This window comes from Streptomyces phaeofaciens, from assembly GCF_014648915.1.
GTDB classification, from domain to species: domain Bacteria; phylum Actinomycetota; class Actinomycetes; order Streptomycetales; family Streptomycetaceae; genus Streptomyces; species Streptomyces phaeofaciens.
This window is the reverse complement of the sequence record NZ_BMSA01000005.1, coordinates 1-12,602: the sequence shown is the minus strand read 5'-3', so window position 1 is coordinate 12,602 and position 12,602 is coordinate 1. Positions and strand designations below refer to the sequence as shown.

Below are 12,602 nucleotides of genomic sequence, written 5' to 3'. Positions count from 1 at the left end.
GTTCCTTCATGCGGTGCTCGGCTGTCGACTTACGCCGGGCCGGGCTGCCGGCTCACCCCGGGCTCCGCCGTCGGCTCACCCCGTGCCCCGCAGCTGGCTCATCCCGGGCCCGGCCGGCCCGGCCGCCCCCTCATCCCGGGCCCGGCTCCGCCCCCACCGGCTCCGACCCCGCCGCGGCCATCGGCGGTGCCCCGCGTCTGATCTCGTGCCCCGCCGCCCCGGCGCGCCCCAGCACCCAACTCGCCCCGTCCAAGGCCTTCGCGGCCTGCTTCAGCGGCGCCAGACACGCGGCCGCCTGCCGGTGATCCGCCACGCCGCCCGGCAGACACACCACCGTGGCCAGCGACAACGTGACCGGGCGCCCACCCGCCGACCACGGGGCGTCCAGCAGGGAGTGGGCCAGCGGATCCAGCCGCTCCGGATCGGCCAGCACCAGGAAGTCGTCCCCGCCGATGTGCCCCACCCGCGTGCTCCCGGACGCCGCGTCCTGCAACGCCCGCCCGACCGACCGGATCAGCTCGTCGCCCGCGGCGAATCCCGCCCCGTCGTTGACCTGCTTGAAGTGGTCGACGTCCAGCCAGCTCAGCGCGAACGCCCGCCCCTCCATGATCCGCCGGTCCACCTCCGCCGTGATCGCGTCCGAGCCGGGCAGCCGCGTGAGCGGATTGAGCCCCACCGCCTCCTCGACCCGGTTCTCGGCCAACGCCCGCACAAGATCCGCCAGCCGGACGACGCCCACGCACCGCCCGTAGCGGTCGACGACGGCCACGTCGTCCGAGGTACGGTCCGGGCCGCCGACCGCGACCACGTCCAGCACCTCCCACGCCGTCGCGTCGACGCCCACCGTCCGCGGCGCGTCACCGAGCTTGGCCGCGGGACGGTCCGCGTACAGGGCGTGGCCGTACCGCGCCGACATCGACAGCAGGAACCGCGAGCGGTGCACCGAGCGGACCGGGACGCCCGTCCGGTCCACGAGCAGCACCCCGGACACGTCGGGCGACCCGGTGAGCAGCGCCCGCACCTGCCCGGCGGAGGCGGTCACCGGCAGCAGCGCGGCCGGCCGCACGAACTCCCGTACCGACGGCCCGGCCCCGGGCGCCGACAAGGTGCCGGGGACGCGCGGCGGCAGGTACACATCGGCGGCCGGCAGCCGTGCCGGGGGCGCGAACAGCACACCCTGCGCCAGCTGCGCCCCCGCCGCCAGCGCGGTCGCGCACTGCGCCTCGGTCTCCACCCCCTCGACGCCCAGGAGTGCCCCCAGCTCGTCGCAGAGTGTCCGCATCGCCCGTACCGCCCCCGGCCGCGCCAGCAGACACGCGTCCAGCTTCACCAGGTCCGGCGCCATGTCCACGAGCAGCCGCAGCGGTACGTCCCCGTCCCCCACCCCGTCCGCGCTGATCCGGAACCCCTGCCCCCGCAGCGCGGCCAGGGCCTCCAGCAGCGGCTGCTGCGGCACATGCGTGTACGGCGGAACGATGTCGAGCGTCACCTCCCACGGGAGCCGGCCCGCCTCGCGGACGGCGGCGTGCAACGACGTGAGTCCGCCGAGGTCGGCCAGGGTGCCGGCGAACACGTTCACATGCAGCGGCAGCAGCGTCTCCCGGCGCGCCGCCGCCCGGACCGCCAGCACGGCGAGCCTGCCGTCGAGTTCGGGATCGCGGCGGGCCTGCGCGAGGATGTCACCGGACTCGGGGCGGGCGAGTATCTCCAGCCCTGCCACCGCTCCGGTCGTCAGATTGACCACCGGCTGGAAGGCGAAGCGGAGAGTGTCCGTCCAGGAGTGCACGGGAGCATGATGGCGCTGCGGGCGCACGCCCAGGCGCAGTTCATAAGACGTTCACGCATCCTTCCGGAGCGATCACGGAGCGTACGCGGACCTCGCGTGCGGCCCGTTGTGCCCCATCCGTCCCTCACTTCACGGCGATCACCGCAGACCCGTGTCCGAACAGGCCTTGGTTCGCCGTGATGCCCACGCGCGCGTGGGCGAGCTGACGGTCGCCCGCCTGCCCGCGCAGCTGCCAGGTCACCTCGCAGACCTGGGCGATCGCCTGTGCGGGTACCGCCTCCCCGAACGAGGCCAGCCCCCCGCTCGTGTTCACCGGTATCCGCCCGCCCGGCGCCGTCGCTCCCTCCCTCAGCAGCTTGGCGCCCTCGCCGTCGCCGCACAGCCCCAGATCCTCGTACCACTGCAACTCCAGGGCGGTGGACAGGTCGTACACCTCGGCCAGCGACAGATCCCCGGGCCCGAGGCCCGCCTCCTCGTAGGCGGCGCGGGCGATCGACGCCCGGAACGGCTCGCCGGACGGTTCCACCGCGATCGCCGAGTCGGTGGCGATGTCGGGCAGGTCCAGCACCGTGGTGGGGTAGCGGGGTGTCACGGTGGACACCGCCCTGATCCGCACCGGATCCGCCGCCCCGTGCCGGCGGGCGAACTCCATGCTGGACAGAACCAGCGCCGCCCCGCCGTCAGAGGTGGCACAGATGTCCAGCAGCCGCAGCGGATCGGCGACCACCGCGGAGGCGGCCACCTCCTCGGCGGTGACCCGGGCGCGGTAGCGGGCATACGGATTCAACGCCCCCATGGCGGCGTTCTTCACCTTGACCTGGGCGAAGTCCTCCGGCGTGTCCCCGTGCACCGCCATGCGCCGGCGCGCGTACAGCCCGAAGTACGTCGGGTTGGTGGCGCCCAGCACACGGAACCGCAGCCAGTCCGGGTCGTCCGGCCGGTCGCCGCCCGCGGGCCGGAAGAAGCCCTTGGGTGCCGAGTCCGCCCCCACCACCAGCACCACGTCCGCCAGGCCGGCCAGGATCTGCGCCCGCGCGGCACCGATCGCCTGGGCCCCCGACGCGCATGCCGCGTACACGCTCGCGACCCGGGCCCCCTGCCAGCCCAGCGCCTTCGCGAACGTCGCCCCGGACACGTACCCCGGATAGCCGCCACGCACCGTGTCCGCGCCGACGATCGAGCCGACGTCCCGCCAGTCCAGACCGGCATCGGCGAGCGCCGCACGCGCCGCCGCCACCCCGTACGCGACGAAACCGCGCCCCCACTTGCCCCAGGGGTGCATCCCCGCGCCGAGCACCGCCACCTCCGCCGTCATCCCGCCACCCCCGTCGGCCGCCACCGCCACGTCGTCCAGGTCGTCTCCGCGTCTTCGTGGAGCACGCCCGGCACGACCTCCACCTCCATGCCCACCGCCAGATCGGCGACGGTGATCCCCGGAGACGCCTGCCCCAGCACCACGATCCGCTCGGACTCCAGCTCCACAGCGATCAACGCGTACGGCTCCCACGGAAGTTCCGGGTCGGTCACATAGGGTGACGGAGGGCGGTACCGGCTGTCCGTGTACGACCAGATCCGCCCACGCCGCGACAGCGCGACCTCCTCCAGGCCGGCGCCCGCGCAGCCAGGGTTGCGGCACCAGGTGTCCTCGCGCGGGAAGAAGACCGTCCCGCACGCCGAACAGCGCGTCCCGAGCAGCCTGAAGTCCTCCCCGTCCCCGGCGAACCACCCGGCGACCACCGGTGTACGTGTGCGTGACAAGAGCCCTCCCCGGCACCAGATCTGACGGAACGTCAGGAGTGTGGCACGCGCACCGGGAATTGGGCAGGCACCGGACGGGCCAAGGGCCGTGGAGGCGTTCGCGTACGTCACCCACGGCAAGATCGGATACGCTCCGCCGGGTGTCCGAAACTCTGCACCCCCACGCGAACTCCGCGCGCGACTCCCACTGTTCGAGCTGCGGAGCGCCCTACGGGGAGGGCGTCACCGGCTGGCCCCGCACCTGTCCGGCCTGCGCCACCGTGGCCTACCGCAACCCGCTGCCGGTGGCCGTCGCGCTCCAGCCCGTGTACGACACGAAGGGCACCGCCCTGGTCGTCATCACCCGAACCGTGCCCCCCGCGCGCGGAGGCATCGCCCTGCCCGGCGGCTACATAGACGACCGGGAGGACTGGCGACAGGCCGTCGTCCGCGAACTCCGGGAGGAGACCGGCATCGAGGCCGCCAGCCGCGAGGTACGGCTCGCCGACGCCATGAGCTCCCCCGACGGCCACATCCTGCTCTTCGGGCTCCTCCCCGAGTGCCCCGCGGACCGGCTGCCGGAATCGGCCGCCACGGACGAGACGGAGGGCTGGCACCTCCTGCACCGGCCGGAGGAACTCGCCTTCCCCCTGCACGCGTACGCCGTACGCGCGTTCTTCGAGGGCCGCTACATCTGACGTCAGCCCTCGTCCAGGCCGCGCACGCGCACAGGGTGGGACGGCTCGTACACGCCGTCCTCACCCTCCCGCTCCACGAGCACCCGCCGGCCCGCCCGGCGGGTGACGTACCGCTCGACCTCGGGCTCCTCCCAGCCGTCGCCCAGACCCCGCACCACCAGACCGCCACCCGACCGGCCCCGGGCCGGGGCCCACACCTCCAGCTCCAGCCCCTCGTCCCCGCGCACCGGTATGACGGCACCCGCGCGCGCGAACACCGGGATCCGGGACAGCGGCGCGTCCACGACCACCTGCCCCGGCCCCCGGTACGACCGCCCCGTGGCCGTGTCGTACCAGAGCCCCCGCGGCAGCTGCACCGCGCGCCGGTCCGCCCCCGGGTCGAGCACCGGCGCCACCAGCAGGCAGTCACCCAGCAGGAAGGCGTCCTCACAGTCCCGCAGCGCCCGGTCCTCGGGCGAACCCCACCACAGCGGCCGCACATAAGGAGCCCCGGTACGCCGGGCCAGATACGCCAGCGTCGTGAGGTACGGCAGCAGCCGCCGACGCTCGACGAGCGCCGCACGCGCGTGCTCCAGCACCTCGGGCCCGAACTCCCAGGGTTCCCGACGGCCCGCCTTCAGACTCGCGTGCGTACGGAACAGCGGCAGATACGCCCCCAGCTGGAACCACCGCAGATACAGCTCGGGCGACGGACTGCCGTCGAATCCCCCCACGTCCGGCCCCGAGTACGGCACCCCGCACAGCCCGAGCCCCATCACCAGCGACAACGACGCGCGCAACCCCGGCCAGCCCGTGGCGACATCACCGGACCACGTACCGCCGTAGCGCTGGAGACCCGCCCAGCCCGAGCGTGAGAAGACGAACGGACGCTCCTCGGGCACCAGCTCCCGCAGCCCCTCGTAGGCCGCCCAGGCCATGCACAGCCCATAGACGTTGTGCGCCTCCCGGTGATCGCCTCCGCGCCCCTCCAGAGCGTGCCGGGCGGACCGCGGCAGCGTCGGCTCGCCGAAGGCGGCGAACGACGTCGGCTCGTTCATGTCGTGCCAGAACCCGGAGAACCCCTGCGCCGTCCGCTCCGCGTAGAGACCACCCCACCAGCGCCGCACACGCGCGTGCGTGAAATCGGGGAAGACCGCCTCACCCGGCCACACCACACCCTCGACCAGCTGCCCCGAGGCGTCCCGCACGAACACGTCCGCCGCGAGCCCGCTGTCGTAGACCGCGTTGCCCGGCGTGGCCCGCACCGCCGGGTCGACGATCGACACCAGCCGGATCCCGTCCCGCCGCAGCTCCTCCGCGAGCACCGCGAGCTTGGGGAAACGATCCTGGTCCACGGTGAACACCTGGTGCTCGTCGTAGTGGTCGATGTCCAGATGCACCGCGTCCAGCGGCAGACCGTGCTCCTGGTAGCCGGCCACGACCCGGCGCACCTCCTGCTCACTGCCGAAGCCCCAACGCGCGTGATGGTGACCCAGAGCCCACGCGGGAGGCAGCGCCGGCGCCCCGGTCAGCGAGGCCCAGGCGAGCAGCACGCGCGCGGGAGTACCCACCATCACCCAGCAGCGCAGCGGGCCGCCGTCCATCCGCAGCTCGCACGCCCCGGCCCGGTCGTGCCCGGAACCGGCACCCTCCTCGCCCTCCCGCAGCGTCACCGTGCCGTCCCAGGACGTGTCGTGGAACATCAGATGCGTGCCCGCGTCGGACACCACCACCTGCACCGGCATCGTCAGATACAGCGGGTCGTCCCCGCGGCCGAAGGCCCGCCCGGGATCCGTGTTCCACAGCCGGTACGTCCCACTGCGCAGACGCGGCCCGGACGCCCGCCCGCCCAGACCGAAGAAGCGCGCGTCCGCCGCCACCTCCGACCGCTGCATCCAGCGCGCCGCACCCCCGTCCTGCGGCTCCCACCAGCGCGGCGGCATCTCCCGGCGCAACATCACACCGCCCGGCGTGCACACCTCGATCGCACCGTGCCGCGAGACCACCACCGTCACCCGCTCGGCCACCACCCGCCAGCCGCCGTCCTTGTCCGGCTCCAGCACCGCCCGCGGGTCCGGCTCGGGACAACGGCCGGCCAGCGCGTACGACGGCTCCGGCCCGGCCCCGTCCCAGCCCCAGAACACCGCCCCGTTCACGGCGACGAGGATCCTGAGCTCCGACCGGCTGAACCGCAGCGTCCCGCCACCGGGCGCCGGCTCCACCTCCTGCACCGGACCCGGTACCCGCGCGCGCTCGGCACCCCGCGCGGGCAGCCCGGCGGCATCGGCACGCCTCCTGCGCCACGCCGCCCGCACGGTGCGCAACCCCTGGGACGCTCCCACCGAACCGACCCTCTTCATCGAACGCACCAGGTCACGACCGTTCATACTGCTCACCCTGCCACTTGCCGCTCCACACGCGCGTGTCGTTCAACTGCCGTTCACCTATGCCGGGACCACATCTTCACGACACGGACTGTGTGGGGCTCACCCTGGTGCAGAAGTCGATCACATGGCATCGTCCCTGTCAGCCGCGCACCGCGCACCACCCCAGCTCGTGCGCGGGCGACGCACACGACGCGCAGAGTCCGGAGCCGCCCCATGTCGACCCTGAACCCCGAGCCGCTCTGGCGGCCCGATCCGCACCGCATCGCACAGGCCCAGGTCACCAAATTCCAGACCTGGGCGGCCGAGCGCCACGGAGCCCCGGCAGCAGGGGGCTATCCGGCCCTGCACCGCTGGTCCGTGGACGAACTGGACACGTTCTGGGAAGCCGTCACGGAATGGTTCGACGTACGGTTCTCGACCCCGCACACGCGCGTGCTGGGCGACCGGTCCATGCCCGGCGCCCAGTGGTTCCCCGGAGCCACCCTCAACTACGCCGAGCACGCCCTGCGCGCCGCCGCCACCCGCCCGGACGAACCGGCCCTGCTGTATGTCGACGAGACCCATGAACCGCAGCCGGTGACCTGGGGCGAGCTGCGCGGCCAGGTCGGCTCCCTCGCCGCCGAGCTGCGCACCCTCGGCGTCCGCCCCGGCGACCGGATCAGCGGCTACCTCCCGAACATCCCGCAGGCCGTCGTCGCGCTCCTCGCCACGGCCGCGGTCGGCGGTGTCTGGACCTCCTGCGCCCCCGACTTCGGCGCCCGCAGCGTCCTCGACCGCTTCCAGCAGGTCGAACCCGTCGTCCTGTTCACCGTCGACGGCTACCGCTACGGCGGCAAGGAGCACGACCGCCGCGACACCGTCGCCGAACTCCGCCGCGAGCTGCCCACCCTGCGCGCCGTCGTCCACGTCCCGCTCCTGGGCACCGAGGCCCCCGAAGGCGCCCTGGAGTGGTCGGCCCTCACGGCCGCGAACGAGGAACCCGTCTTCGCGCCGGTCCCCTTCGACCACCCCCTGTGGGTGCTCTACTCCTCCGGCACGACCGGCCTGCCCAAGGCCATCGTCCAGTCCCAGGGCGGCATCCTGGTCGAACACCTCAAGCAGCTGGGCCTGCACTGCGACCTCGGCCCCGAGGACCGTTTCTTCTGGTACACCTCGACCGGCTGGATGATGTGGAACTTCCTCGTCTCCGGCCTCCTGACCGGCACGACGATCGTCCTCTACGACGGCAGTCCCGGCTACCCCGACACCGCCGCCCAGTGGCGCATCGCCGAACGCACCGGAGCCACCCTCTACGGCACCTCGGCGGCCTACGTCATGGCCTGCCGCAAGGCCGGGGTGCACCCCTCCCGCGACTTCGACCTCTCCACGGTCCAGTGCGTCGCCACCACGGGATCACCGCTCCCGCCCGACGGCTTCCGCTGGCTGCACGACGAGTTCGCAGCGAGCGGGGACGACCTGTGGATCGCCTCCGTCAGCGGCGGCACGGACGTGTGCTCCTGCTTCGCCGGAGCCGTCCCGACCCTCCCCGTGTACACCGGCGAACTCCAGGCCCCCGGCCTCGGCACCGACCTCCAGTCCTGGGACCCGAGCGGCCGGCCTGTCATCGACGAGGTCGGCGAACTCGTCGTCACCAACCCCATGCCGTCCATGCCGGTCCACTTCTGGAACGACCCCGACGGCAGCCGCTACCACGACAGCTACTTCGACACGTATCCCGGCGTCTGGCGCCACGGCGACTGGATCACCGTCACCTCACGCGGTTCGGTCGTCATCCACGGCCGCTCCGACTCCACGCTCAACCGCCAGGGCGTACGCATGGGCTCCGCCGACATCTACGAGGTCGTCGAACGGCTCCCCGAGATCAAGGAATCCCTGGTCATCGGCATCGAACAGCCCGACGGCGGCTACTGGATGCCCCTCTTCGTGCACCTCGCTCCCCAGGCCGTCCTCGACGACGCCCTCCTCGGCCGCATCAAACAGGCCATCCGCGAAGAGCTCTCGCCGCGCCACGTCCCCGACGAGGTCATCGAGGTCCCCGGCGTCCCGCACACCCTCACCGGCAAACGCATCGAGGTCCCGGTCAAGCGCCTCCTCCAGGGCACTCCACTGGAAAAGGCGGTCAACCCCGGCTCCATCGACAACCTCGACCTCCTCCACTTCTACGAGGAGCTGGCCCGCAAGCGCGCCTGACCGAGCCGGCAGCACTGTCTGTCCCGACGGCGGCCCCGGACTCGCCCGGCCATGGCGAATCCGGGGCCGTCCGCACACCGCCGACCGGATCGACCACTCGTCGTCACCGCCGACCGGCTCCCCCGAACGGCCCGTCCTCGGCCCAGATGTTTCTCTGACCTGCACAATTAACCAGTGGCCGGGCCTGTGAGCGGCTCACGCCGAGCCCGTTGTCAGTGCCGTCGATTACTGTGAGTGAGCATTGATCGACTGTGCACACAGGGGGAAACATGGCACACACCGACGACGACCGGACCATGGGACGGGTCCTGCGCCGAGAGATCGCCGGCACCATCGGCCTGCTCACCGACGAACACGACTTCCGCGCCATGCGCCGCTACCGCAGCTTCACCTTCGACGACCACCTCGCCTACCTCCGCCAGGTCGAACACCTCCTCAGGACACGCGCCCAACAGGGCAGCCACACCACACTGGCCCTCTTCGACCCCCAGGAGTACGCCGAGTACTGCACAGCCAAGGGCCTCGACCCCGACCTCCCCGCGAACCGCACCCGCTTCACCGCTCGGATCGCCACGACCGGCCCCACGATCCCCTACGAGGGCCAGCCCCTCGCCGACCTCGTGCCCGCCCTTGTCGACGAGGCCGTACGCCAGGCCACCTGGGAGTACGCGGCCACACTCCTGGCCCGCCTCGGCACCTGCTCGACCTGCGGCGAGGACATCGGCCGCGCGGCCTTCGCACACGCCTCCGACCTCGTCCTGCGCATCCTCGCCACAGCACCACCCGGCGACCGGCACCTCGTCTGCAGCGTGACGGGAACACCCGAGACCCTCGTCGCCGTCCTCCACGCGGACGCGGACGCGGACGCAGAGGCGGACGAGGCGGCAGGCGGCGCCACCCGGCTCGACGACGCCGAAGCCCTCGAATTCACCACCGTCCTCGCCCTGGGCCTCGCCACCCGAGGCCCCGGCGGCCTGGTCATGCGCACCAGCGCACCCGACACCCCCGACCGCATCTACGGCTGGCGCATGCGCGGAGCCGGCCTCGAAGCCCTGACCGCAGGCGAGGTCTTCGACGCCTACTGCACCGACATCGACTCGGGAGACCTCATCTCACCCGAGTCCGGCGTGGACTACTGCTTCCCACCGGAGCTCGGGGTGGACGGCCTGGAAGGACCGATGCCCGGCCACCATCACTGACACACAGCAGGGGCGCTCCGCCCGAAGACGGAACGCCCCTGCTCGCCGGCCGGTCACCGGCCCGGACCGCTACTCGCCGGACAGCACGGCCTGCGCGGCGTTGCGCGCCTCCTCGGCACTGTCCGACGCACGAGCCGCCGCGGCCGCCCGCTCACACTGCGCCAGCGTGAACTTCGCCAGCGCCGCCCGAACGTAAGGAATCGACGCCGAACCCATGGACAGGGAGGTGACGCCCAGACCGGTCAGCACACACGCGAGCAGCGGGTCGGACGCGGCCTCACCGCACACACCACAGCTCTTGCCCTCGGCCTTGGCCGCCTCGGCGGACAGCGCGACCAGGTCGAGCAGCGCGGGCTGCCACGGATCCTGCAGCCGGGACACCGCACCCACCTGCCGGTCGGCGGCAAAGGTGTACTGCGCGAGATCGTTCGTGCCCAGCGACAGGAACTCGACCTCCTGGAGGATCGACCGGGCCCGCAGCGCGGCCGACGGAATCTCCACCATCGCGCCGAACTTCGCCCGCAGCCCCGCCGCACGGCACGCGTCCGCGAACGCCTTGGCGTCGGCACGGTCCGCCACCATCGGAGCCATCACCTCGAGGTAGACCGGCAGCCCTTCCGCGGCCTTCGCCAGCGCCGTCAGCTGAGTGCGCAGGACATCCGGGTGGTCCAGCAGGGTGCGCAGACCACGGACACCCAGCGCCGGGTTCGGCTCGTCGGCCGGGGTCAGGAACTCCAGCGGCTTGTCCGCACCGGCGTCCAGCACCCGCACGACGACGCGCCCCTCCGGGAACGCCTCGAGCACCTGCCGGTAGGCCTCGACCTGCTTCTCCTCGGACGGTGCGTTCTTGCTGTCGTCGAGGAAGAGGAACTCGGTACGGAACAGACCGACGCCCTCCGCACCCGCCTCGACGGCGGCGGGCACGTCGGCCGGACCGCCCACGTTCGCCAGCAGCGGCACCTTGTGACCGTCGGCCGTGGCACCCGGTCCGGTCGACGCGGACAACGCAGCCTTCCGCTCCGCGGCCGCCGCCTCGAGCTGGGCCTTCTTCTCCTCGCTCGGGTTCACGAAGATCTCGCCGGTGCTGCCGTCGACGGCGATCACCGTTCCCTCGGCCAGCTCACCGGCGCCAGGCAGGGCCACGACCGCCGGCACACCGAGCGCACGCGCCAGAATCGCGCTGTGACTGGTGGGCCCGCCCTCCTCGGTCACGAAACCGAGGACCAGCGTCGGGTCCAGCAGAGCGGTGTCGGCCGGCGCCAGGTCCCGGGCCACCAGGACGTACGGCTCGTCGCTGTCCGGGACACCCGGCATCGGGACGCCCAGCAGACGGGCGACGATACGATTCCGCACATCGTCGAGGTCGGCCACCCGACCGGCGAGGTACTCACCCGCTCCCGCCAGCAGCTCGCGGTAGGAGGCGAACGCGTCGTACACGGCCCGCTCGGCCGTGCTCCCGACGGCGATCCGCCGGTCCACGTCCGCCATCAGCTCGGGATCCTGCGCCATCATGGCCTGTGCCTCGAGCACCGCCTGAGCTTCGCCCCCGGCCAGGTTGCCGCGCGCCATCAGGTCGGCCGCCACAGCGTCCACGGCCTTGCGGGCGCGCCCCTGCTCGCGCTCCGCGTCCTCCGGGGGGATCTGCTTGGCGGGCGGTTCGAGCACCGCCGTTCCCATGTGCCGAACCTCGCCGATGGCCACACCGTGACTCACGCCGACGCCTCGCAGCGTTGTCTCCATCTCACCCGTCTCCGATAGTGCGGCGGGTCCCGCCGCCGCGGTGGTTGTCCTGTATGCCGTCATAGGACGGCGCGGGCATCACTGCCAGGAAAAGAGAACGTCGCCGGCTTTGACATCGCCGTCTTCGCGGAGTTCGCCGAGGGAGTCGGCCGTGGCCTCCAGGGCCACGATCGGGCACACGGGGGACTTGCCGGCCGCTTCCACCGAAGCCGGGTTCCAGCGGACGATGCTCTGGCCGCGGGTCACGTTGTCACCCTTGTTCACGAGGAGCTCGAAGCCCTCGCCGTTGAGCTGCACGGTGTCGATGCCGAGATGGGTGAGCACGCCGTGCCCCTCCGAGTCGACCACGACGAAGGCGTGCGGGTGGAGGGAGACGATCACTCCGTCCACGGGTGCGACGGCCTCGGAAGGCTCGCGCACCGGGTCGATCGCCGTGCCCGGGCCGACCATGGCCCCGGAGAAGACCGGATCCGGCACGGCTGCCAGTCCGATGGTGCGTCCTGCGAGAGGGGACGTCACGGTGGTCATGGGAAGCCTCCCAGGGGTGGAGATGTACATGGGCCGTTACTGCCTGTCCAGGTCGGCGCACTGTGCAGCAGGGTATGTCATATGAAGTACCGGTTCCGCACGAGAGCTCCCGATCCGTGGTCTAGACCACTACCCTAATCGATTTGCACGCGCTCTGCGGCCGCGTGTACAGTCGTACTCCTGCTTGAGGGTGAGCGACGCGATCGAGCGCACTTGCCGAGCAGCATCCAACTTGTCAGATCCTAATCTCTGGATCATCTTCCGCATGCCTGCGGGACGGTGGTCAGGGAGGCGGGAAAACCCTGATAAAGTCGGAACCGCCGGAAAGGAAACCGCGAAACAAAAGCGGGAACCTGGA

Annotated in this window: 9 protein-coding genes; 3 read left to right on the top strand and 6 right to left on the bottom strand. The window is 72.2% G+C overall.

The features are described 5' to 3' along the window. Positions 1-130: 130 nt before the first annotated feature. From IE275_RS11550 to IE275_RS11540, 3 genes are all read right to left on the bottom strand, one after another. Positions 131-1,786, bottom strand: a complete 1,656-nt coding sequence (locus tag IE275_RS11550) for a GGDEF domain-containing protein (RefSeq protein WP_189710550.1) — start codon at positions 1,784-1,786, stop codon at positions 131-133. Between the two features lie 124 nt (positions 1,787-1,910). Then, positions 1,911-3,101, bottom strand: coding sequence for a lipid-transfer protein (locus IE275_RS11545; protein WP_189710548.1), 1,191 nt, complete (start codon positions 3,099-3,101; stop codon positions 1,911-1,913). Further along, positions 3,098-3,523, bottom strand: a complete 426-nt coding sequence (locus tag IE275_RS11540) for a Zn-ribbon domain-containing OB-fold protein (protein ID WP_189711106.1) — start codon at positions 3,521-3,523, stop codon at positions 3,098-3,100. Before IE275_RS11540 ends, IE275_RS11545 begins: the two co-directional genes overlap by 4 nt. Before the next feature lie 161 nt (positions 3,524-3,684). Here IE275_RS11540 and IE275_RS11535 point away from each other — a divergent pair, with 161 nt between their 5' ends. Continuing rightward, on the top strand, positions 3,685-4,221 hold the full coding sequence (locus IE275_RS11535; RefSeq protein ID WP_189710547.1) for an NUDIX domain-containing protein: 537 nt from the start codon (positions 3,685-3,687) through the stop codon (positions 4,219-4,221). Between the two features lie 2 nt (positions 4,222-4,223). Here IE275_RS11535 and IE275_RS11530 read toward each other — a convergent pair whose 3' ends face one another. Then, positions 4,224-6,587, bottom strand: coding sequence for a glycoside hydrolase family 31 protein (locus IE275_RS11530; protein WP_189710545.1), 2,364 nt, complete (start codon positions 6,585-6,587; stop codon positions 4,224-4,226). A gap of 213 nt (positions 6,588-6,800) precedes the next feature. Here IE275_RS11530 and IE275_RS11525 point away from each other — a divergent pair, with 213 nt between their 5' ends. Then, positions 6,801-8,777, top strand: coding sequence for an acetoacetate--CoA ligase (locus IE275_RS11525; protein ID WP_189710543.1), 1,977 nt, complete (start codon positions 6,801-6,803; stop codon positions 8,775-8,777). A gap of 269 nt (positions 8,778-9,046) precedes the next feature. Beyond that, entirely contained in the window at positions 9,047-9,976 is a 930-nt protein-coding gene (locus IE275_RS11520; RefSeq protein ID WP_189710541.1) for a DUF8829 domain-containing protein, read from the top strand. A gap of 69 nt (positions 9,977-10,045) precedes the next feature. Here IE275_RS11520 and ptsP read toward each other — a convergent pair whose 3' ends face one another. Beyond that, positions 10,046-11,716, bottom strand: coding sequence for a phosphoenolpyruvate--protein phosphotransferase (gene ptsP / locus IE275_RS11515; protein WP_189710539.1), 1,671 nt, complete (start codon positions 11,714-11,716; stop codon positions 10,046-10,048). A 78-nt stretch (positions 11,717-11,794) separates the two neighbouring features. Next, entirely contained in the window at positions 11,795-12,244 is a 450-nt protein-coding gene (locus IE275_RS11510; protein ID WP_189710537.1) for a PTS sugar transporter subunit IIA, read from the bottom strand. Positions 12,245-12,602: the final 358 nt, after the last annotated feature.

Coding starts and splice junctions, on each gene's coding strand:
- IE275_RS11545 (WP_189710548.1), bottom strand. CDS start 3,101: ATGACGGCGGAGGTGGCGGTGCTCGGCGCGGGGATGCACCCCTGGGGC.
- IE275_RS11530 (WP_189710545.1), bottom strand. CDS start 6,587: ATGAACGGTCGTGACCTGGTGCGTTCGATGAAGAGGGTCGGTTCGGTG.
- IE275_RS11525 (WP_189710543.1), top strand. CDS start 6,801: ATGTCGACCCTGAACCCCGAGCCGCTCTGGCGGCCCGATCCGCACCGC.
- IE275_RS11520 (WP_189710541.1), top strand. CDS start 9,047: ATGGCACACACCGACGACGACCGGACCATGGGACGGGTCCTGCGCCGA.
- ptsP (WP_189710539.1), bottom strand. CDS start 11,716: ATGGAGACAACGCTGCGAGGCGTCGGCGTGAGTCACGGTGTGGCCATC.
- IE275_RS11510 (WP_189710537.1), bottom strand. CDS start 12,244: ATGACCACCGTGACGTCCCCTCTCGCAGGACGCACCATCGGACTGGCA.